The organism is Szabonella alba, assembly GCF_016765775.1.
In the GTDB taxonomy this organism is placed as follows: domain Bacteria; phylum Pseudomonadota; class Alphaproteobacteria; order Rhodobacterales; family Rhodobacteraceae; genus Szabonella; species Szabonella alba.
This window is the reverse complement of the sequence record NZ_JAESVN010000003.1, coordinates 246,653-266,429: the sequence shown is the minus strand read 5'-3', so window position 1 is coordinate 266,429 and position 19,777 is coordinate 246,653. Positions and strand designations below refer to the sequence as shown.

The window sequence follows — 19,777 nt, the reverse complement described above, 5'->3', positions numbered from 1 at the left end:
CGTATCACCGCCGCCACGCCCATGAGGGTGGGCTCAGACCATCATTTCCTTGGTCGCCGTCAGGCGCAATTCGGGATAATCGCGCACCACCCGATCGATATCCCATTGCAGCCGCGTCAGGAAAACCGTGTCACCATCATGATCGGTTGCGATATGCTGCTTGTTGATATTGATCAGCTTTTCCATCTCGGGCTTGGGGCCCTGCACCCAGCGGGCCGAAGAAAAGGGCGACGGTTCAAACCGCACCGGCAGGCTGTATTCCAGCTCGATCCGGCTGGCCAGCACGTCAAACTGCAGCGCGCCCACGACCCCGACGATGAAGCCTGAACCGATCATCGGCTTGAAGACCTTGGCCGCACCTTCCTCGGCAAATTGCATCAGCGCCTTTTCCAGATGCTTGGCCTTCATCGGATCGCCTGCCCGCACGCCCTGCAACAGTTCGGGCGCAAAGGACGGGATGCCGGTGAAGCGCAGGCTTTCGCCCTCGGTCAGCGCATCACCGATGCGCAACTGCCCGTGGTTCGGGATGCCGATGATATCACCCGCCCAGGCCTCTTCGGCCAGTTCACGGTCGGCGGCAAGGAACAGCACCGGATTGCTGACCGCCATCGGCTTTTTCGTACGCACATGCGTCAGCTTCATGCCGCGTTCAAAATGGCCCGAGGCAAGGCGCACGAAGGCAACCCGGTCGCGATGCTTGGGGTCCATGTTCGCCTGAACCTTGAAGACAAAGCCGGTAACATTTGATTCTTCAGGAGAAATCTGGCGTTCGGTGGCTTTCTGAACCTGCGGTTCGGGACCGAATTCCCCCATCCCGTCCATCAGTTCGCGCACCCCGAAGGAATTGATCGCCGAGCCGAACCAGATTGGCGTCATCGACCCGTTCAGAAACGATTCCCGGTCGAAAGCAGGCAGAAGTTCCCGCGCCATTTCAAGCTCTTCCCGGAACTTCTTCAGAAGTTCTGCCGGAACATGCTCGGCCAGTTTCGGATCATCCAGCCCGGAAATCTTGATCGATTCCGCAACCCGGTTGCGGTCGGCGCGGTCCATGATTTCCAGCCGGTCATGCAAAAGATCATAGGCCCCCACGAATTCGCGCCCAACCCCGATGGGCCAGCTTGCCGGGGTCACGTCGATGGCAAGGTTTTCCTGAATTTCGTCGATGATCTCGAAGGTGTCGCGGCTTTCGCGGTCCATCTTGTTGCAGAAGGTCAGTATCGGCAGATCGCGCAACCGGCAAACCTCGAACAGCTTGCGGGTCTGGCTTTCGACCCCCTTGGCGCCGTCGATCACCATGATCGCGGCATCCACGGCCGTCAGCGTGCGATAGGTATCTTCCGAGAAATCGGAGTGGCCGGGTGTATCGACCAGATTGAAGCGCCAGTTGCGGAAATCGAAGGACATGGCCGATGCCGAAACCGAGATGCCCCGGTCCTGTTCCAGCTTCATGAAATCCGAGCGCGCGCGGCGGGCATCGCCCTTGGCGCGGACCTGACCGGCCATCTGGATCGCGCCCCCGAACAGCAGGAACTTTTCGGTCAGCGTGGTCTTGCCAGCATCGGGATGCGAAATGATCGCAAAGGTCCGGCGGCGGGCGATTTCGGGCGGAAGGGTGGGGCGATTGTCCAGCATGGCCGGGCCATAGCGCAAAGCGGGCGCGCCGTCCACAGGTCGCCTTGTGTGGAGTTCACCTTCTATGGGCGGGCGGGGAAAGGTCAGTCGCGCGGCGTGGAACGGCTGCCGGGGCGCAGATGCAGATGGCCCAGCCGGTCCATCATGTCACGCCCCGCCTCGGTGCCGAAATGCTGGTTCTGGTTCAGCCCGGGAAACCGCGCCTTGACCTCTTGCGCCAGATCGGGCGGCAGGCGTGACAGGGTGGCCTCGGTGACCATCAGGCTTTCGGCGGGGATGCCCTCGGCATAGATGATTTCATGCCGGTCAAAGACAAGGCTGAAATAATCGACAACGCCGCCCTCACGGGTGAAGATCGTTTCACCATCGACCAGATGCTTGGCCTGCACCAGCAGTTCCGACGTGCCGATCCCCGCGCCCCGGTGGCGCTGATAGAGGAACATGCGGTGATGCGGGCTGACGATCAGATCGCCGGCATTGCCCATCACCCCGCGCGGAATGACGACCGGGGCGACACTGCCGACAGCGCGCATCGTGGCCCGGCCCAGCCAGCGCAGGGGCTGGGGGCCGTGATCGCGCGTCAAAAGACGGTCGCCGGGGGTCAGATCCTCGATTGCGCGCTGGCTGCCATCGCCCAGTGTGATCATCGTGCCCCGGGCAAAGGAAATGCACAGAAGATCCGACAGGCGGCTGGCCTCGGGACTGCGGTCCAGCGAGATCAGCGTATATTCGATCCGCATCCCGATGGGCGACAACGGCAGCAGCACCCGCAGCCCGCTTTGCGCCAGATCCAGCAGCAAAAGGTCCACCGTGCCGCCATCCTGCGACAGCATCGTATAGCGGGCCAGCAGGCGCACCGGTTCATCCGGCAGGCCCAGATCGGACCCGGGCGCCACGCTTTGCCCTTGCCCCCCGCGCGTCAGCAGCAGCCGGGCCGGGGCGGCCTCGGGATCAAGCTCATAGACATCGCCGGGGCAGACATCATCGGGGGCGCCGATGGAATCATGCAGGTTGACGCCAGTGCTGACGAAGAAATCATCGGCCTGAAAGACCTGACAGACCTGTCCGGGCAGCGAGGCGGTGTCGGGATGACCTGTCATTTCGTCTTCCATCAAGGGCTGGCCGCCGGAACTGGATGCGGGGCCGGGGCAGTGACCGGCACGGCAGGTCCGGTATCGCCGGGGTCCTGTTACCAGACCCGGGGGGCGGCGGTCAAATCCTGCAGGCGTCAGGGGAGTTGCAGGCGTTTCGGGGGGACTTTGTCATCTTGTATGGCAGGCGGGGCTTTCGCGTGCCGCGCCGCACTGCTACCCATGGCGCAGCAAATCGGACAGGAGGTCAGGATGGATCTGGGGATCAAGGGAAAACGCGCGCTGGTCTGTGCAAGCTCAAAAGGGCTGGGACGCGGCTGCGCCGAGGCGCTGGCGGCGGCAGGCGTCGATCTGGTGCTGAATGCACGGGGCGCCGAGGCGTTGGAGGCCACGGCCGAGGCGATCCGTGCGGCCCATGGCGTGAAGGTCACGACCGTGGCTGCCGATATCACGGATGCGGCGGCGCGCGCCAAGGTGCTTGAGGCCGCGGGCGAGGTCGATATCCTTGTGACCAATGCGGGCGGCCCGCCCCCCGGTCTCTGGTCGGACTGGAACCGCGATGATTTCATTAAGGCGCTGGATGGCAATATGCTGACGCCCATTGCGCTGATGCAGGCGATGCTGCCGGGGATGATCGCGCGGAAATGGGGTCGGGTGGTCAATATCACCTCGGGGTCGGTCAAGGCGCCGATCCCGCAACTGGGCCTGTCGAACTCGGCCCGGGCCGGGCTGACCGGCTTTGTCGCGGGCACGGCGCGGCAGGTGGCTGAACATGGTGTTACCATCAACAACCTTCTGCCCGGTATCCATGACACCGACCGCGCCGCGAGCCTTGATACCGGCGTGGCCAAGGCGCAGGGCATCGACATGGAGGCCGCGCGCAAGCAGCGTTTCGCGACAATCCCGGCGCGGCGCTACGGCACATCGGCGGAATTCGGGGCGGCCTGTGCCTTCCTTTGTTCACAGCATGCCGGCTTCATCGTGGCGCAGAACATCCTGCTGGATGGCGGCGCGGTCAACGCAACGCTCTGACCGCGCAACGTAATCTCAGGCATGCGCCGGGTTCTGTATCTGTCCCATCCCGAGGTCCGGATCGACCCGGCCATCCCCGTGCCCGACTCGAGCCTTTCGGGTCTCGGGCGGGCACGGATCGGGGCGGCGCTGAACAGGGGTTGGCCCGGGCCGGGCTGGACGATTCTGTCCAGTCCCGAGACCAAGGCCCGTGAAACTGCGGCGCTGCTTGCCGCCGCAACCGGTGATCCGGTCGGCATCCATGCCGGAATGGCCGAGGTGGACCGGTCGTCAACCGGCTATGTCCCCCATGCCCGGCATGAGGAACTTGCCGATGCGCTGTTTGCCGATCCCGCGCGGGGGCCCGAGGGTTGGGAAAGTGCCGCTGCCGCACAGGCGCGCATCGTTGCGGCCTACCGCGCGTCGCTTGCCGAAACTCCCGGCGATCTGCTGCTGGTCGGTCATGGCGCGGTCGGCACCTTTCTGCGGCTTCATCTGGCGGGGCTGCCGATTGCGCGGGTCCATGACCAGCCTTGCGGCGGCTGTGTCTGGCGTTTCACGCCCGACATGCCGGATCAACCGCCGACGCCATGGCAACGGCTGGAAGAGACGGCCTGACAGTCTTGCCGCGCGGCAGCGGGGCTGCTAACGCAATTCCGATGGAAAGCCTCAGGCGAGAAGCCCCGAACCCGTCCCGCCAGATCCCGCCGCCAAGGTTGGAGGTCAGCGGCCTGCGCCGCGCCTTTGGCGGGCGTGATGTGGTGGCGGATCTGACGCTGACCATCGCGGCGGGGCAGGTGACCTGTCTGCTGGGCCCCTCGGGCTGCGGCAAGTCCACCACGCTGCGGATGATCGCGGGGGTTGAACATCCCGATGGCGGCACGATCCGCATCGACGGTCAGGTGATGAGCGATGGCTCAGGCCGTTTCCTGCCGCCGGAATCGCGCGGTGTCGGGCTGATGTTTCAGGATTTCGCACTGTTTCCGCATCTGACCGTGGCGCAGAATGTGGCCTTCGGTCTGGGCGGGGACCGGGCGGCCCGTGACCGCCGGGTGGGGGAATTGCTAGAGCGCATCAACCTGGTTGGCTATGGCGCGAAATATCCGCATGAACTGTCGGGCGGCGAACAGCAGCGCGTGGCGCTTGCCCGGGCGCTGGCGCCGCGCCCGCGCGTGATGCTGATGGATGAGCCGTTTTCCGGCCTCGACAACCGCCTGCGCGACGGGATCCGCGACACGACGCTGGAGGTTCTGAAGGAAGAGGGCACGGCGGTCTTGCTGGTGACCCATGAACCCGATGAGGCGCTGCGCATGGCCGATGAGATCGCGTTGATGCGCGACGGGCTGATCGTACAGCGCGGATCGCCCTATAATATCTACAACGCCCCCGCCGATCGTGCAGCGGCCGCGTTTTTCAGCGATATTAACGTGATCCGGGGCATATCCAAAGGTGCGCTGACCGAAACGCCCTTTGGCTCCTTCCTGACGCCGGGCCATGCCGATGGCGGCGCGGTTGAGATCGTGATCCGGCCCCAGCATCTGAAGATTGATTTTGACCGGGGCGGCCGTGGCCCGAACCCGACACCGCAGGACGGCACGCCCGCACGCGGCACGGTGACGCGCGCGCGCTATCTGGGGCGTGAAAGTCTGGTCGATTTTCGCATGGATTTCGACGGCTCCATCCTGACGGCCTCCGTGCCGGGGGTGTTCATGCCAAGGCCCGGCACGGTGCTGTGGCTGATGATGCGGCGCGACCGCTGCTTCGTCTTTGCGGCCTGACGCTTGTGCGGTCAGGGCTGTTTCGGATCGGACTCAATCCCCGCCTGCGGCAGCAGCACCGCAATCTTGGCCAGCAGGCTGCGCGCCGCGCGGGCCTTGGCGTCGTCGCGCCCTCCGACATGGCGCAGGCCTTCGACCAGCGCCTCCAGTTCCTCGGGCGTCAGCATCGTGGGGGGCAGAACAAGGGCCGCGCGCAGGATGTAGCCGACGCCCCGTTCGCCTTCGACCGGCAGGCCGGTCTGCGCCATCACTGCCATGTCGCGCCAGATCGTGCGGGTCGAGACACCCACCGCTTGCGCCAGTTCCGCCGCCGTATGCAGCTTGCCGTCACGCATCAGGGTGATGAGGTCATAGAGGCGCTGATCGCGGTTCATGATGCATCATCGGCGGCGGGCCGTGCCGGGTCAAGCCGGGCAGGGGGCGGGACAGCCCGGACAGGCAACTGACACAATACTGTCAGGAGACTGCACCACACCCGCATTTCAGGTCTTTGATCCGCCCGCCGGCCGCAATAAATGAAGATCATCGCAGATCCGGCCCCGCAATGGCGGCCCGTCCCGCAGGAGGGAAAGACATGCTCAACAATATCGGCCTTCCGGGCCTTCTTCTGATCGCCGTCGTCGTTCTGGTGTTGTTCGGACGCGGCAAGATTTCCTCGCTCATGGGGGAGGTCGGCAAGGGCATTACCGCCTTCAAGAAGGGCGTGAAGGAAGAGACCACAGAAATCGAGAAAAACGCCGATGAGGCGCGCGACGTGACGCCTGCGGAAAAAGACAAGGTCTGACCGGACCCGCAACGCAGCACTGGCGGGGGATAACCCATGTTCGATATCGGCTGGACCGAGCTTCTGGTCGTCGGGATTGTCGCGTTGATCGTGATCGGCCCGAAGGAACTGCCCGAGATGTTCCGCACGCTGGGCCGTTTCACGGCCAAGATGCGCGGCATGGCACGCGATTTTCAGCGCGCGATGGACAGTGCCGCCGATGAGGCGGGGGTGAAGGATCTCAAGAATGTCGCGGGAGATCTGAAAAAAGCCACATCCGCCAAGGCGATGGGGCTGGATGCGGTCAAGGATGCCGCCACCAAGTTCGAAAAATGGGACCCGATGAAATCGGCCAAACCCGCCAGCCCGGCAGCATCGGCCAAACCCATCGCCCAGCCCGACCCTTCGGCGCCTGCGCCGGAAAAGGCGGCCCCGGCCGATCCTGCCGCCGCAGCCGTCGCTGCGACGACGCGCGGCCCGGCGACGCAGGCCCTTGCCGAAGAACAGGCCGCGCGGCGTGAAAGCCGCAAGGCCGCCGCCGCCAAGGTTGCCGAGGCGCGGGCAAGCGAGGGCAGCGCGCCGAAAGCCAGCCCGGAACCGACCCCGAAACCTGCCGCCACCAAGGCGCGGAAACCGGCTGCGAAACCGGCGGGCAGCGCCGCCAAGGCCCCCGCCGGAACAGCGGACAAAACTGCGGCCAAACCCGCCGCCGCCAAGACTGCAGACAAGACCGCGGCCAAACCCGCCGCCCCGAAACCCCGTGCGCCGCGCAAAGCCGCTGCCAAAGGGCCCGCTGCCAAAGGGCCCGTTGCCAAAGGGGATGCGTCATGAAGGAAGAGGAGATCGAGGACAGCTCGGCCCCGCTGATCGAGCATCTGGCCGAGTTGCGCAACCGGCTGATCAAGGCAGTTCTGGCCTTCATCGTCGGCATCGTGCTGGTCTTTGTCGTGGCAGAACCGATCCTTCAATTCCTGTTGCAGCCGATCGAGGCGACGTTGCGCGATCTGGGTGATCCCTCGCCCACGATGCAATATACCTCGCCGCAGGAATATCTGTTCACGCTGTTCCGCATTTCGATGGTGTTCGGTTTCGCGCTGGCCTTTCCGGTCATCGGGTTTCAGCTTTGGCGCTTCGTGGCGCCGGGGCTGTATCGGACCGAAAAGAACGCCTTTCTGCCCTTCCTTGTCGCCTCGCCGCTGATGTTCCTTCTGGGCGCGTCCTTCGCGCATTTCGTGGTGACGCCGCTGGCGATGGCCTTCTTTCTGGGTTTCGTCGATGTCAGTTCAATCTTCGCGACACTGGTCGGGCAGGTCACCGAGGGCGCGCCGATGGATGCCACGGTTCCGGCCACACAAGAGGGCATCCGCATCACCTTTTTCGGGAAGGTGAATGAAAGCCTTGATATCACGCTGAAATTCATCATGGCCTTCGGGCTTTGCTTTCAGTTGCCGGTGCTTTTGACGCTGATGGGCAAGGCGGGGCTTGTGTCCTCGGCCGGTCTGGGGGCGGTACGCAAATATGCCATGGTGGGGATCTTGCTGCTTGCGGCCATCGTCACCCCGCCCGATGTCATCACCCAGCTGATCCTGTTCTCGGTGGTCTACGGGCTGTATGAAATCTCGATCCTTCTGGTCCGCATGGTCGAAAAGCGCCGTGAGGCCGATCTGCGCGCGCAGGGGCTTTGGGTTGATGACAGCGAGTTTGAAGAAGACGATACGGGTGAGGATACCCCCACCAAGACCTGATCCCCAAGACCTGCCCCCAAGAAGGCCCGACCGTCATGAGTGAAACCCTGCTGACCCGTATCGCCGAGGCGCTTGAGCGTCTGAGCCCCGCCCCGGCCCGCGCGCCGCGTTTCGATGAGGCCGAGGCCTTTGTCTGGCACACCAATCCCGAGCGGCTTGATCCGGTGCGGCTGGTCAATCGTGTGGATCTGTCGCTGCTGGTGGGCGTGAACCGTGCGCGCGATATCCTGCTGGAAAACACGATGCATTTCGCGCAGGGGCTGCCTGCGAACAATGCCTTGCTGTGGGGCGCGCGGGGGATGGGCAAGTCCAGCCTTGTGAAGGCGATCCATGCCAAGGTGCGGGCCGAAGGGCTGGATCTGAAACTGGTTGAGCTGAGCCGCGAGGATCTGCCAACGGTCGGGATGTTGCTGCGCCATCTGCGCGCGGCATCGGAACGGCGCTTCATCCTGTTTTGCGATGATCTGTCCTTCAGTCATGACGATCAGCATTACAAATCGCTGAAGGCGGTGCTGGATGGTGGGATCGAGGGGCGGCCGGAAAACGTGATCCTGTATGCCACCTCGAACCGCCGCCACCTGATGCCGCGCGACATGATCGAGAATGAACGGTCCTCGGCCATCAACCCCTCCGAGGCGGTTGAGGAAAAGGTATCGCTGTCGGATCGGTTCGGCCTCTGGCTGGGCTTTCATCCCTGCGATCAGGATGATTACCTTGCCATGATCCGCGGCTATTGCGCGGCTTACGGGGTTGAGGTGAACGAGGAAACCCTGCGCGCCGAGGCGGTGGAATGGCAGGCCACGCGCGGATCACGGTCGGGCCGGGTGGCCTGGCAGTTCTTCACCGATCTGGCAGCGCGGAAGGGTGTGAAGGTGTGAGGGGTTGGCCATGCCATGAGGCTGGAAGGTGAACGGGGCCAAAGCGGGGTGGCGTCATTCCGAATGATTTCGGCTGGTTTGGACGAGCGGAGGCAGGGAGACCGCGATGGGGGACGAAGCAGAACTATGGCTAAGACCGTATCATAGTGCCCTTGATCTTTCTGCCTCGGATGCGCCGCCTGCGTGAGCATTCACTGTAGCCGAAAGCTGTTATAATTTACCCTGAGCCTTCCTGTTTGGTTAACCTCAAAGAACGGAAAATCCGATACCTGTAGGAGGATGCCATATGCCGGAACAACTTGACGAAGTCTTGGCTATGAAAATGTCTATGTCGGCGCATTTTGCCGCGCTTGTGAATTCCCTGGATAAGCATAATGTTGGATTAAAAGAAGATTTTTTAAAGGAAATAGAAAGGCTTGATCTGGAGGCTAGGGGGAAGGGCGGTGATTATACCAAAATCTCCGAAAGCTTCTGGTGGACCCATCAGTTGATAAGAGGCGAAAAGATATGAGTAAAATCATTACACTTTTCATATCTTCGCTTCTGGTGTCTGGTTGCGACACGAGAAACTTGGCGGATCTTGGCTACGCGGAACAGCAGAAGATGCTTGTCCAATTTAGTGCGACATGTGCTGAGCTGGGAATTACGGAAAATCACCCAGAGTATCGGCCATGTGTGCAGGCCGAGATTAATGCCGAGAACGCCCGACGTGGGCGACAATCCGCAGCCTTGACCGGAGTCGGCCAAGGGCTTTCTAATGTGGGTGATAGCTACACTGCGGCGGCACAGCGCCGCCCGGTGACATGTACAACCTCCCCGGCAGTAGGATGGGGAAGTGCTACTACTCGGTGCTACTGATAGGGCAGCGAGAGCGCATGGGCAGTGGCAATTGTCCCCATCTGACTTGCAACTAAGTACTCAGATCGGACGTGGCGCGCCAACCGAGTAAGGGCTGCGTCCACCTGCTCCATCCGGGGCAAGTGGGCCGACGACTGCCCCCCGTTCCCCCCCTTACTGCAGCATCGTCATCGGATCGACCGAATCCACCCCGCGCCGCACCTCGAAATGCAGAAATGCCGGGTTGGCCTGTCGCACGACGGCGATGGTCTGGCCGCGTTTCACGGTTGCATCCTTGGCCACGGTCAGCCCGTCAATACCGGCATAGACCGTCAGCAGGTTGTCGGAATGGCGGATCACCATGATCGGCACCTGATTCGTGTCGCGGGTGATGGCGGCCACCACGCCGTCGGCGGCAGCGCGCACCGGTGCCCCGGCAGCGGCCCCGATATCAATCCCCTCATTCCGGCCCTTGGCATATTCGCGGATGATGCGGCCATCGACCGGCATCGCGAAACGCGCGTTGCTGCCTGTCGTGCGCTGCGCGCCCATATTGGGGGATGCGGGCGTGCCGCTGCTGGCCTCGGCCGCAGGTGTTGTGCGCTCGGCGGGCAGGGGTGTCGTGGCCGAGGGCGGCACCGGCGTCGGCGTGCCCTGTCCCGGCGCGGTCGTTGTGGCCTGTGCCGACCGGGCCGGCGGGGCCGAGGCGGTGGGGATCAGCAGATACTGCCCCTCACGCAGGGCCAGATCGGCGCCCAGACCGTTCCAGTCGGCCAGCGCGCGCACATTCACATTGTAAAGCCGCGCGATGGAATAGGCGGTTTCGCCGCGCGCGACGCGGTGACGGCCGGGCTGCGTTGCGGTCTGGGCGGCGTTGCCGCTTGCCGCAGGCGGGGTGGTGGTCGTGCCGCTGCCCACCCGGTCCAGCGCCGTGGTCGCGATGGTGCTGACATCGACCGGGGACGGGGCAATGGTGCCGCTGGCGATCTGGCCGCTGCCGCTGCCGGTCACACCCAGCGGGGCCGCACCGCCCTCAATCCGGCGGGGCAGGGCCAGCACTTCGCCATCGCGCAGAAGATCATCGGGCAGGACCGCGTTATGGCGCGCCAGTTCATCCGCGCCCATGCCGATCCGGGCCGCGACGCTGCGCGGCGTGTCACCCCGCCGGGCCAGCACCACCTGATAGCCGGGATAGGAGATCACGCCACGATCATCGGGACGGGGCCGCGCCTCGGTGGCCTGAATGGCGGCACCGCTGGTATCCAGCCCGCCCCCGGTCAGGCCGCGCAGATCCCAGTCCAGCGGGCGGTCGGAACAGGCGGCCAGCGCCAGCAATGAGATCCCGGCAAGAATGGTGCGGCCCGTCGCGCGGCGCGCCGGACGGGCAGCGCCTGCCGATGCTGCGCCGCCGGAAACGGTCGCGGTCGCAATGGTCATGCGGGTTGTGATGGTCATATCTGCCTCGCCTCGCCTTGTCCCGCCCGGGTTCGCCCCGGTGCGGCCTGTTTCACCTGCGCCCGTGCCGTTCAGTCATCGCCCATCCCCTCGACAAGCGGAACGAAGCGGACGCTGCGCAATTCCTCGTAATCGAACCCTTTTTCCAGCCGGCTCACCTTGATGAGGCGCTGAACCGCATCCGACTGCCCGACCGGCACCACCATGATACCCCCGATCTTCAACTGAGCCAATAGGGGGCCGGGCGGGTCTTCGGCGGCGGCGGTCACGATGATGCGGTCAAACGGCCCCTGATCGGGCAGGCCGAAACTGCCATCGGCGGCAAAGGCGGTGATATTGCTCAGCCCCAGCGCCGAAAAGACCGCCGCCGCCTCGCGCACCAGACGGCGGTGGCGGTCGACAGTATAGACGCGGCGACAAAGCTGGCTGAGGATCGCGGCCTGATAGCCTGATCCTGTGCCCACCTCCAGCACCGTATCGCGCGGGCCGATCCGCAGCGCCTGCGTCATGAGCCCCACGACCGAGGGCTGGCTGATCGTCTGGCCGCAGGCAATCGGCAGCGGCATGTCCTCATAGCTGCGATCGGCAAAAAGGCCACGCACGAAACGGCCCCGGTCGACGCGCTCCATCGCGGTCAGCACCCGGGCCTCGGTCACGCCCTTTGACCGCAGCGCGAAGAGAAAGCGCATCTTGCGTTCGGCAAGGGCCTCTTCCTCGTCGCGCGGCCCGTCGGTCATGTCAGACGCGCCTCCAGATCGGCAAGCGCGTCATGGGCGGTCAGATCGGCGCGCATCGGCGTGATCGATATATAGCCGTCCAGATTGACCGCCGCATCCGTGCCGGGCAGCGAGGGCATGTGTTGCGGGCCGCCCTTGATCCACAGAAACTTGCGCCCGTTCGGGGCGTGATGCGGCTCGACCCCAAAGAACGTGTCCTTGCGGTAACCCTGCGCTGCCACCTTGCGGCCCTTGACCCGTGCCGCCGCGACAGGCGGGAAATTGACATTGTAGAACAGACGGTAGTCGGTGCCGCCATCCCAATGTGCCCGTTCCAGAAGATCGCGCACGATGGCCGCGCCATGCTGGCGCGCAGCCTCGAACGGATCGTCAAGATCCTGCGTTTCCGGCCCCATGAATTGCGACAGCGCAATTGCGGGCAGCCCTTGCAGCGCGGCCTCCATCGCGCCGCCGATCGTGCCGGAATAGAGCACGTTTTCGGCAGAATTGTTGCCCCGGTTCACGCCGGACAGCACCAGATCGGGCCGTCCGCCTTGCAGCACGTCATAGATGCCGGCCAGCACACAATCGGCCGGGCTGCCCTCGGCCGCATAGCGGCGCTGGTCCAGCCGGGCGATCATCATCGGATGGGTATAGCTGATGCAATGGCCGACGCCGGATTGTTCAAAGGCCGGGGCGACGGTCCAGACCTCACCCTGCGGGCCCGCAATCTCATGGGCGATTTCGGTCAGCACCTGCAGCCCGGGGGCGTTGATGCCGTCGTCATTGGTGATCAGAATGCGCATTGTCTTCCCTTGTTTCCCGTTCTGAATAAACGAGGCCCGGACACAGGTAAAGCAAAGCCGCCGCCAAGGGAACAATGCGGCGCGGCGCTGTGGCGGGCCGGGCTGCGGGTGGACGCTCTGCGGGTGGGTTGTTTCGCGCGCGCCGCCCAATTGTTGCGCAAGGGGTGGTTTGACGCCTGCCGGGGCTGAGGCTAACATGAATGCGTTCACCCCGGGGTCAGAGGGCGGCCCTGCCATCACCCGTATCCCGGCCATACCAGTTGCATATGCCGGAGCGCAGATGACCGCACTAACCTGTTTCAAGGCCTATGACATTCGCGGCCGTCTGGGTGAAAATCTGGATGAAGGCATCGCCTATCGCATCGGGCGGGCCTTTGCCGAGGTGATGCAGGCGCAATCCGTGGTGATCGGGCGCGATTGCCGGGCCTCATCCGGGGCACTGATGGCGGCCTGTGTCGAGGGTGTACTGGACAGCGGCGCGGATGTGCTGGATCTGGGGCTTTGCGGCACCGAGGAGATGTATCACGCGACCGCCCATTTCGGCGCCGATGGCGGGATCGAGATCACCGCATCGCACAATCCAATGGATTACAACGGAATGAAGATGGTGCGCGAAGGCGCCGCGCCGATCAGTGCCGCAACGGGAATGGATGCTGTCCGGGCGCTGGCCGAAAGCGGCGATTTTGCCCCGTCGGCCACGCGCGGACAGTTGCGCCCGGCCAAGGCCGCACGGATGGCCTATGTTCACACGGTCCTGTCCTTTGTCGATATCGCCGGGCTGCGGCCGCTGAAGATCCTCGTGAATGCGGGCAATGGCGCGGCGGGGCCGACCTTTGATGCGATTGCCGCCGCACTGGCCAAACGCGGCGCGCCCTTGTCCTTCATCTGCATGAATCACGAACCCGATGGCAGCTTTCCCAACGGCATTCCCAACCCGCTTCTGCCCGAAAACCAGCCGGTCACGGCCGAGGCGGTACGCGCCTCGGGGGCCGATTTCGGTGTGGCCTTCGATGGCGATTTCGACCGTTGCTTCCTGTTTGATCATCAGGGTGGTTTTGTCGCCGGGGAATATGTCGTCGGTCTGCTGGCCGAGGCCTATCTGGCGCGTGAACCCGGTGCGGTGATCGTGCATGATCCGCGCGTGATCTGGAACACGCAGGATATCGTCGCGCGGGGGAAGGGCCGAGCGGTGATGGCGCGCACGGGTCATGCCTTTCTGAAACAGGCACTGCGCGATACGGGAGCGGTCTATGGCGGCGAGATGTCGGCGCATCATTATTTTCGCGATTTCTGCTGCTGCGACAGCGGCATGATCCCCTGGCTGCTGGTGGCCGAACTGATGGGGCGCAAACGGGTGCCACTGGCCGATCTGGTGGGGGCTGCGCGGGCGGCTTTTCCCTCCTCGGGCGAGATCAATTTCCGGCTGGCGGATCCGGCGGCGGCAGTGGCGCGGGTGGCGGCGGAACTGGCGCCCCGGGCGGTGTCGCGCGATGACACGGATGGTCTGTCGCTGGACATGGGGGAGTGGCGGCTGAACCTGCGTTCGTCGAACACCGAGCCGCTGCTGCGGCTGAATGTCGAGACGCGCGGCGATGCGGCGCTGCTGGATCTTGCCGTGGCGCAGGTGCGGGCGCTGATCGAGGCCTGAGTGGGGCCTGAGCGGGGCCGGTGTCGGGCCGGAAACGGGGGGCATGTGCTGCCCTCTGTCGCAGCCCGCGCGGGGCGCTTCCTTGCCGCCCTCTCTGGCACCGGGCGGGGGCGGGTGTTAGGTTGCGCGCGCAACAAGGCGGAGTGACGCAATGACAGAGGCCATGCAGGCCGAACGCGCGCGCGCGGCGGATTGGTTTCGCAGCTTGCGCGACAGCATCGTCGCGGAATTCGAGGCGCTGGAAGGCCGGCAGACCGAAGGCCCCCATGCCGCGCTGTCCCCCGGGCGCTTTGAGGTGACCGAGACGAAACGCCGGTCCGATGACGCTTCGGATGCGGGCGGCGGCCTGATGTCGGTGATGCGGGGCGGCCGGGTGTTCGAAAAGGTCGGCGTCAATGTCTCGACCGTCTTCGGTGCCTTGGGCGCGCAGGCGCAGCAGGCCATGGCGGCGCGCGGCGTGCCGGGCATGGAGACCGATCCGCGATTCTGGGCCAGCGGCATCAGCCTTGTCGCCCATATGCAGAACCCGCATGTGCCCGCCGTGCATATGAACACCCGCATGTTCTGGACGCCGCATGCCTGGTGGTTCGGGGGCGGGTCGGATCTGAACCCTTGCATCGAATATGCCGAGGATACCGCACATTTTCACGCGACCCAGCAGGCGCATCTGGACCCGCATGGCGCGGATCTTTACCCCAGACTAAAGGCCTGGGCGGATGAGTATTTCTTCATCCCCCATCGGGGTCGGGCGCGAGGCGTTGGCGGCATCTTCATGGATGACCGCAATTCCGGCGACTGGGAGGCCGATTTCGCGCTGGTGCAGGATATCGGCCGCGCCTTCCTTCCGGCCTTTGTGCCGCTGGTCGAACGGCGCCGCAACCAAAGCTGGACCGAGGCGGATCGCGATACGCAGCTTGTCCATCGCGGGCTTTATGCGGAATATAATCTGGTGCACGACCGGGGCACCAAGTTTGGCCTTGCCACCGGACATGATGCCAATGCCGTGCTGATGAGTCTGCCACCGCTGGCGAAATGGGTCTGACGGCCCTGATGCAGAGCAGGTTGCGTTCCAGCCCGTTCGCGGGTCATATCGCGCCGACCACCCCCGCCTTGGCGCTGGACTTTCTGCGCTGCGGCGGCTAGAAAACTGTCGTTAGCGCTAACACAATCCTGATGCCAGAGCGAGGTTTGCCCATGGTTTCGCGCGTCATTCCGGTCGATCCCTTCGATCTTGTCATCTTCGGCGGCACGGGGGACCTTGCGAAACGCAAGATCCTGCCAGGACTTTACCGGCGGTTTCTGGCTGGGCAGATCCCGTCGGACAGCGCGATCATCGGCGCCGCGCGGGCCGATATGGATGATGCGGGGTTTCGCGATCTGGCCCGGGCGGCAATCGTCGAGTTTGTGGCGGCCGACCGGATTGACGACACGGTTCTGGCGGCTTTCATCGAAAGGCTTTCCTATGTCTCGATTGACGCGCAGGGCAGCGGCGGCTGGTCGGCGCTTAAAAAGAAGATGCGCAAGAACACGGTGCGCGCCTTTTATTTCTCGGTCGCGCCATCGCTTTTCGGGGATCTGGCCGAACGGCTGCACGGGCATGGCATAGCCGATGAGGACAGCCGCATCGTGGTCGAAAAGCCCTTTGGCCGCGATCTGGCCTCGGCGCGGGAGCTGAACGCGGTTCTGGCGCGGCATTTCGCCGAAGGGCAGATCTACCGGATCGACCATTATCTGGGCAAGGAAACCGTGCAGAACCTGATGGCGGTGCGTTTCGCCAATATCCTTTTCGAACCCCTGTGGAAGTCGGAATATGTCGATCATGTCCAGATCACCGTGGCCGAGACGGTCGGGGTCGACGGGCGCGGCGCCTATTACGACAAGTCGGGCGCGATGCGGGACATGGTGCAGAACCACATGATGCAGCTTCTGTGCCTGATCGCGATGGAACCGCCCTATCATTTCGACCCCGATGCGGTGCGCGATGAAAAGCTGAAGGTGATCCGCGCGCTGGATCCGGTCCTGCCCGAGGATATCGTGCGCGGTCAGTATCTGGCCGGATCGGGGCAGGGCGGCTATCGCGACCATGCCGGGGATGCAGCCAGCCGCACCGAAAGTTATATCGCGCTGAAGGTGAACATTTCCAACTGGCGCTGGAAAGGCACGCCCTTCTATCTGCGGACGGGCAAACGGCTGCGGGCGCGCACCTCGGAAATAGCCATCACCTTCCGCGAACCGCCGCATTCGATTTTCGACGATGCCGAGGGCTGGAGGGAGAATGTTCTGGTCATCCGGTTGCAGCCGAATGAAGGCATGAACCTGATGGTGATGATCAAGGAACCCGGCCCCGGTGGCATGCGTTTGACGCAAGTGCCGCTGGACATGTCCTTCGCGACGGTGCTGGGTGAGGAAGGGGAGGATATTCCCGATGCTTACGAGCGGCTTATCATGGATGTGATCCGGGGCAACCAGACGCTGTTCATGCGCGGCGACGAGGTAGAGGCCGCCTGGGCCTGGACCGATCCGATCATTGAAGGCTGGGAAAAACGCGGCGACCGTCCGCGGGGCTATGATCCGGGGTCATCCGGCCCCGAGGATGCGCTGATGCTGATGCATCGGGACGGACGCCGATGGAGGGAGATCCGCGAATGAACCTTGTCGAATATCCAGATCGCGACATGATGATGATCGCGCTTGCGGGAACGATCGCAGGCCAGTTGGGCGAGGCGCTGCGCCAGAACGGGCGGGCAAGCCTGTGTGTGCCGGGGGGCAGCACGCCCGGCCCGGTATTCGACATGCTGTCGGCGGTGGATCTGGACTGGGCCAATGTCTCGGTCTTTCTGAACGATGAACGCTGGGTATCCGAGGATAATCCGAGATCGAACACCCGGCTTTTGCGCCAGCGGCTGCTGACCGGCAAGGCGGCGGCGGCGACGCTGGTGCCGATGCATCTGGACACCGACACGCCCGAAGAGGCGCTGGACCGGCTGTCGAACGGGCTGCGCCCGCATCTGCCGATTTCGGTGCTGATTCTTGGCATGGGGGCCGATATGCACACGGCCAGCCTCTTTCCCGGGGCCGACCGGCTGGAGGAGGCGCTGTCCGATGATGCGCCAGTCCTGCTGGCGATGCGGGCCGAGGGCGCCGGAGAGCCGCGCATCACCCTGTCCGCGCCGGTGCTGCGCGATGCGATGCACAGTCATATCCTGATCACCGGCCCGGAAAAACGCGCCGCGATCGAGCGCGCCGAAGGCCGCCCCGCCGCCGAGGCCCCGGTGGGGCAGTTTCTGGGCAATGCAACCGTTCACTGGGCGGAATGAAAAGATGACGACCCTTTGGCAAGCGCTTGAAAACCATCACGAACAGGTCCGGGACCGGGCGCTGCTTCCGCTGCTGGAAGATCCGTTGCGCGGCAGTGAGTTTTCGGCCCGGCATGGCGGGCTGCTGTTCGATTTCTCGAAGACCAATATTGATGCCACCGGTCTGTCGCTGCTGTTGCAGCTGATCGACGGGGCGGGGGTCGAGGCGCGCCGCGAGGCGATGTTCACCGGGGCCACGATCAATGAGACCGAGGGCCGCGCCGTCCTGCATACCGCGCTGCGCAATCCCGATGACGCGGTGATGGTTGCGGGGCAGGATGTCATGCCGGGCGTCCGCGACACGCTGGCCCGGATGCGCGGCTTTGCCGATGATATCCGCTCGGGCCGCATCCGCGGGCAGGGCGGGGCCTATACGGATGTGGTCAATATCGGCATCGGCGGGTCCGATCTGGGGCCGGCCATGGCCGCCATTGCGCTGTCGCCCTATGCCGACGGGCCGCGCACGCATTTCGTCTCGAATGTGGACGGGGCGCATATTGCCGATACGCTGCGCGGGCTGGACCCTGCAACCACGCTGGTGATCGTCGCCTCAAAGACCTTCACCACCATCGAGACGATGACCAATGCCGAAACCGCGCGCGACTGGATGGCGGCCAGTGTCGCCGATCCCGCCGCCCAGTTCGCGGCGCTTTCGACAGCGGCGGAGCGCACAGCCGAATTTGGCATAGACCCGTCCCGCGTCTTCGGATTTGAGGATTGGGTCGGCGGGCGCTATTCGGTCTGGGGGCCGATCGGCCTGTCGCTGATGATCGCGATCGGGCCCGCGGATTTCGACGACTTCCTGGCGGGCGGTGCAGATATGGACCGGCATTTCCGGCAGGCCGCCCCGGCGCATAACCTGCCGATGCTGCTGGCACTTGTCGGGATCTGGCACAACCAGATCTGTGGCCATGCCACCCGCGCCGTGCTGCCCTATGACCAGCGGCTTTCGCGCCTGCCCGCCTATCTTCAGCAGCTTGAGATGGAAAGCAACGGCAAGCGCGTGGCGATGGACGGGTCGGATCTGACGCTGCATTCCGGCCCGGTGGTCTGGGGCGAACCGGGCACCAATGGCCAGCATGCCTTTTACCAGTTGATCCATCAGGGCACGCGCATCGTGCCCTGTGAATTCATCCTTGTGCGCAAAGGGCATGAACCGCATCTGCGCCATCAGCACCGTCTGCTGGTCTCGAACTGCCTTGCGCAATCGGAGGCGCTGATGAAAGGCCGCCCGCTGGCCGAGGCGATGGAGATCATGGCAGCAAAGGGCCTGACCGGGGCCGAGCAGGACCGTCAGGCGCGGCACCGGGTTTTCCCGGGCAACCGCCCCTCGACCACACTGGCGATCCCGAAACTGACGCCCTTCACGCTGGGGCAGATTCTGGCGCTGTATGAACATCGGGTCTTTGTCGAGGGGGTGATCCTCGGGATCAATTCCTTTGATCAATGGGGGGTGGAACTGGGCAAGGAACTGGCGCTGGCGCTGCAGCCGATCCTTGAAGGTCGCGCCTCGGCGGAAGGCAAGGACAGTTCCACCACGATGCTGCTGGATTACCTGCGTGCGGTGGACTAAACGGTGCGTTGCAAAAAAGGCCCGGAGGTAAATCCTCTGGGCCTTTGCTGTGGCGATCTAGCTGAGCTGTGCGTCGCGATACCGCGTCGTGAGGCCGCGACGGTGGCGGCGGATCAGACCGCCGCGATGACGAGGACTTCCACCTTGTATTCGGGCGTGGCAAGTTTCGCCTCACCGGTCGCCCGGGCGGGCGTCGCACCCTGCGGCACCCAGGCATCCCAGACTGCGTTCATGTCGGCGAAATCGGCCATATCGGCCATCCAGATCTGCGCCTTGAGGATGCGGGTCTTGTCCGAGCCGCATTCGGCAAGGATGCGGTCCACCTCGGCCAGACATTCGCGGGTCTGGTCGGCGACCGATGAGCCCGGATTGCCGACCTGTCCGGCCAGATAGGCGGTGCCGTTATGGATGACGGCTTCGCTCATGCGGGGGCCGGTGCCGATACGCTTGATGTCAGACATGGGGATACCTCCTGTAAGTGACGCTCC

General features: G+C 64.3%; 20 protein-coding genes. 13 read left to right on the top strand and 7 right to left on the bottom strand.

The genetic code is table 11. The features are described from left to right. Positions 1 to 33: 33 nt before the first annotated feature. Positions 34 to 1,632 carry a peptide chain release factor 3 gene (locus JL811_RS08910; RefSeq protein ID WP_202688234.1) on the bottom strand — a complete coding sequence of 533 codons (1,599 nt, stop codon included), beginning with the start codon at positions 1,630 to 1,632 and terminating at the stop codon, positions 34 to 36. Between the two features lie 83 nt (positions 1,633 to 1,715). Beyond that, positions 1,716 to 2,732 carry a Hint domain-containing protein gene (locus JL811_RS08905; RefSeq protein WP_202688233.1) on the bottom strand — a complete coding sequence of 339 codons (1,017 nt, stop codon included), beginning with the start codon at positions 2,730 to 2,732 and terminating at the stop codon, positions 1,716 to 1,718. 243 nt (positions 2,733 to 2,975) lie between these two features. Here JL811_RS08905 and JL811_RS08900 point away from each other — a divergent pair, with 243 nt between their 5' ends. From JL811_RS08900 to JL811_RS08890, 3 genes are read left to right on the top strand one after another with little or no spacing between them, the layout of a single operon-like run. Then, positions 2,976 to 3,755, top strand: a complete 780-nt coding sequence (locus JL811_RS08900; RefSeq protein WP_202688232.1) for an SDR family oxidoreductase — start codon at positions 2,976 to 2,978, stop codon at positions 3,753 to 3,755. A 21-nt stretch (positions 3,756 to 3,776) separates the two neighbouring features. After that, on the top strand, positions 3,777 to 4,352 hold the full coding sequence (locus JL811_RS08895; protein WP_202688230.1) for a histidine phosphatase family protein: 576 nt from the start codon (positions 3,777 to 3,779) through the stop codon (positions 4,350 to 4,352). Positions 4,353 to 4,393: 41 nt separating this feature from the next. Then, entirely contained in the window at positions 4,394 to 5,512 is a 1,119-nt protein-coding gene (locus tag JL811_RS08890; protein ID WP_202688228.1) for an ABC transporter ATP-binding protein, read from the top strand. Between the two features lie 11 nt (positions 5,513 to 5,523). Here JL811_RS08890 and JL811_RS08885 read toward each other — a convergent pair whose 3' ends face one another. Then, positions 5,524 to 5,886 (bottom strand): helix-turn-helix transcriptional regulator, encoded by a 363-nt coding sequence (locus tag JL811_RS08885; RefSeq protein ID WP_202688226.1) that lies wholly within the window; start codon positions 5,884 to 5,886, stop codon positions 5,524 to 5,526. A 200-nt stretch (positions 5,887 to 6,086) separates the two neighbouring features. Between JL811_RS08885 and tatA the strand changes: the two genes are divergently transcribed. From tatA to JL811_RS08860, 5 genes are all read left to right on the top strand, one after another. Next, on the top strand, positions 6,087 to 6,296 hold the full coding sequence (tatA, locus tag JL811_RS08880; RefSeq protein WP_202688224.1) for a twin-arginine translocase TatA/TatE family subunit: 210 nt from the start codon (positions 6,087 to 6,089) through the stop codon (positions 6,294 to 6,296). A 36-nt stretch (positions 6,297 to 6,332) separates the two neighbouring features. Beyond that, a complete protein-coding gene (gene tatB, locus JL811_RS08875; RefSeq protein WP_202688222.1) occupies positions 6,333 to 7,106 on the top strand; it encodes a Sec-independent protein translocase protein TatB in 774 nt (257 codons plus the stop codon). After that, on the top strand, positions 7,103 to 8,020 hold the full coding sequence (gene tatC, locus JL811_RS08870) for a twin-arginine translocase subunit TatC (protein WP_202688220.1): 918 nt from the start codon (positions 7,103 to 7,105) through the stop codon (positions 8,018 to 8,020). Before tatB ends, tatC begins: the two co-directional genes overlap by 4 nt. A gap of 35 nt (positions 8,021 to 8,055) precedes the next feature. Next, the gene (locus JL811_RS08865; RefSeq protein ID WP_202688218.1) at positions 8,056 to 8,898 is read left to right on the top strand and encodes an ATP-binding protein; all 843 of its coding nucleotides are present in this window, start codon (positions 8,056 to 8,058) and stop codon (positions 8,896 to 8,898) included. 286 nt (positions 8,899 to 9,184) lie between these two features. Then, complete coding sequence (locus tag JL811_RS08860; RefSeq protein ID WP_202688217.1) at positions 9,185 to 9,409, top strand: hypothetical protein; 225 nt, start codon at positions 9,185 to 9,187, stop codon at positions 9,407 to 9,409. Positions 9,410 to 9,909: 500 nt separating this feature from the next. Here the strand turns inward: JL811_RS08860 and JL811_RS08855 are convergent, their stop codons facing one another. The 3 genes from JL811_RS08855 to surE form a co-directional block, all read right to left on the bottom strand. Then, positions 9,910 to 11,190, bottom strand: coding sequence for a peptidoglycan DD-metalloendopeptidase family protein (locus JL811_RS08855; RefSeq protein WP_237684886.1), 1,281 nt, complete (start codon positions 11,188 to 11,190; stop codon positions 9,910 to 9,912). Positions 11,191 to 11,261: 71 nt separating this feature from the next. Continuing rightward, a complete protein-coding gene (locus tag JL811_RS08850) occupies positions 11,262 to 11,927 on the bottom strand; it encodes a protein-L-isoaspartate(D-aspartate) O-methyltransferase (protein WP_202688215.1) in 666 nt (221 codons plus the stop codon). Next, positions 11,924 to 12,712 carry a 5'/3'-nucleotidase SurE gene (gene surE, locus JL811_RS08845; protein WP_202688213.1) on the bottom strand — a complete coding sequence of 263 codons (789 nt, stop codon included), beginning with the start codon at positions 12,710 to 12,712 and terminating at the stop codon, positions 11,924 to 11,926. The genes JL811_RS08850 and surE overlap by 4 nt, the downstream gene beginning before the upstream one ends. Before the next feature lie 280 nt (positions 12,713 to 12,992). Between surE and JL811_RS08840 the strand changes: the two genes are divergently transcribed. The 5 genes from JL811_RS08840 (at position 12,993) to pgi (ending at position 19,289) form a co-directional block, all read left to right on the top strand. Then, a complete protein-coding gene (locus JL811_RS08840) occupies positions 12,993 to 14,360 on the top strand; it encodes a phosphohexomutase domain-containing protein (protein ID WP_202688211.1) in 1,368 nt (455 codons plus the stop codon). Positions 14,361 to 14,511: 151 nt separating this feature from the next. Beyond that, entirely contained in the window at positions 14,512 to 15,402 is an 891-nt protein-coding gene (gene hemF, locus JL811_RS08835; RefSeq protein ID WP_202688208.1) for an oxygen-dependent coproporphyrinogen oxidase, read from the top strand. A gap of 152 nt (positions 15,403 to 15,554) precedes the next feature. Then, entirely contained in the window at positions 15,555 to 17,009 is a 1,455-nt protein-coding gene (gene zwf / locus JL811_RS08830; RefSeq protein WP_202688206.1) for a glucose-6-phosphate dehydrogenase, read from the top strand. Next, positions 17,006 to 17,677: a 6-phosphogluconolactonase gene (pgl, locus tag JL811_RS08825; protein WP_202688204.1), complete on the top strand. Its 672-nt coding sequence runs from the start codon at positions 17,006 to 17,008 to the stop codon at positions 17,675 to 17,677. The genes zwf and pgl overlap by 4 nt, the downstream gene beginning before the upstream one ends. A 4-nt stretch (positions 17,678 to 17,681) precedes the next feature. Beyond that, on the top strand, positions 17,682 to 19,289 hold the full coding sequence (pgi, locus tag JL811_RS08820) for a glucose-6-phosphate isomerase (RefSeq protein WP_202688202.1): 1,608 nt from the start codon (positions 17,682 to 17,684) through the stop codon (positions 19,287 to 19,289). A 113-nt stretch (positions 19,290 to 19,402) separates the two neighbouring features. Here pgi and JL811_RS08815 read toward each other — a convergent pair whose 3' ends face one another. Beyond that, positions 19,403 to 19,750, bottom strand: a complete 348-nt coding sequence (locus JL811_RS08815; protein WP_202688201.1) for a RidA family protein — start codon at positions 19,748 to 19,750, stop codon at positions 19,403 to 19,405. Positions 19,751 to 19,777 lie beyond the last annotated feature (27 nt).

Bases quoted from the DNA above. Each gene is read 5' to 3' on its own strand.
- JL811_RS08910 (WP_202688234.1), bottom strand. From the start codon at position 1,632: ATGCTGGACAATCGCCCCACCCTTCCGCCCGAAATCGCCCGCCGCCGG.
- JL811_RS08905 (WP_202688233.1), bottom strand. From the start codon at position 2,732: ATGACAGGTCATCCCGACACCGCCTCGCTGCCCGGACAGGTCTGTCAG.
- JL811_RS08900 (WP_202688232.1), top strand. From the start codon at position 2,976: ATGGATCTGGGGATCAAGGGAAAACGCGCGCTGGTCTGTGCAAGCTCA.
- JL811_RS08895 (WP_202688230.1), top strand. From the start codon at position 3,777: ATGCGCCGGGTTCTGTATCTGTCCCATCCCGAGGTCCGGATCGACCCG.
- JL811_RS08890 (WP_202688228.1), top strand. From the start codon at position 4,394: ATGGAAAGCCTCAGGCGAGAAGCCCCGAACCCGTCCCGCCAGATCCCG.
- JL811_RS08885 (WP_202688226.1), bottom strand. From the start codon at position 5,886: ATGAACCGCGATCAGCGCCTCTATGACCTCATCACCCTGATGCGTGAC.
- tatA (WP_202688224.1), top strand. From the start codon at position 6,087: ATGCTCAACAATATCGGCCTTCCGGGCCTTCTTCTGATCGCCGTCGTC.
- tatB (WP_202688222.1), top strand. From the start codon at position 6,333: ATGTTCGATATCGGCTGGACCGAGCTTCTGGTCGTCGGGATTGTCGCG.
- tatC (WP_202688220.1), top strand. From the start codon at position 7,103: ATGAAGGAAGAGGAGATCGAGGACAGCTCGGCCCCGCTGATCGAGCAT.
- JL811_RS08865 (WP_202688218.1), top strand. From the start codon at position 8,056: ATGAGTGAAACCCTGCTGACCCGTATCGCCGAGGCGCTTGAGCGTCTG.
- JL811_RS08860 (WP_202688217.1), top strand. From the start codon at position 9,185: ATGCCGGAACAACTTGACGAAGTCTTGGCTATGAAAATGTCTATGTCG.
- JL811_RS08855 (WP_237684886.1), bottom strand. From the start codon at position 11,190: ATGACCATCACAACCCGCATGACCATTGCGACCGCGACCGTTTCCGGC.
- JL811_RS08850 (WP_202688215.1), bottom strand. From the start codon at position 11,927: ATGACCGACGGGCCGCGCGACGAGGAAGAGGCCCTTGCCGAACGCAAG.
- surE (WP_202688213.1), bottom strand. From the start codon at position 12,712: ATGCGCATTCTGATCACCAATGACGACGGCATCAACGCCCCCGGGCTG.
- JL811_RS08840 (WP_202688211.1), top strand. From the start codon at position 12,993: ATGACCGCACTAACCTGTTTCAAGGCCTATGACATTCGCGGCCGTCTG.
- hemF (WP_202688208.1), top strand. From the start codon at position 14,512: ATGACAGAGGCCATGCAGGCCGAACGCGCGCGCGCGGCGGATTGGTTT.
- zwf (WP_202688206.1), top strand. From the start codon at position 15,555: ATGGTTTCGCGCGTCATTCCGGTCGATCCCTTCGATCTTGTCATCTTC.
- pgl (WP_202688204.1), top strand. From the start codon at position 17,006: ATGAACCTTGTCGAATATCCAGATCGCGACATGATGATGATCGCGCTT.
- pgi (WP_202688202.1), top strand. From the start codon at position 17,682: ATGACGACCCTTTGGCAAGCGCTTGAAAACCATCACGAACAGGTCCGG.
- JL811_RS08815 (WP_202688201.1), bottom strand. From the start codon at position 19,750: ATGTCTGACATCAAGCGTATCGGCACCGGCCCCCGCATGAGCGAAGCC.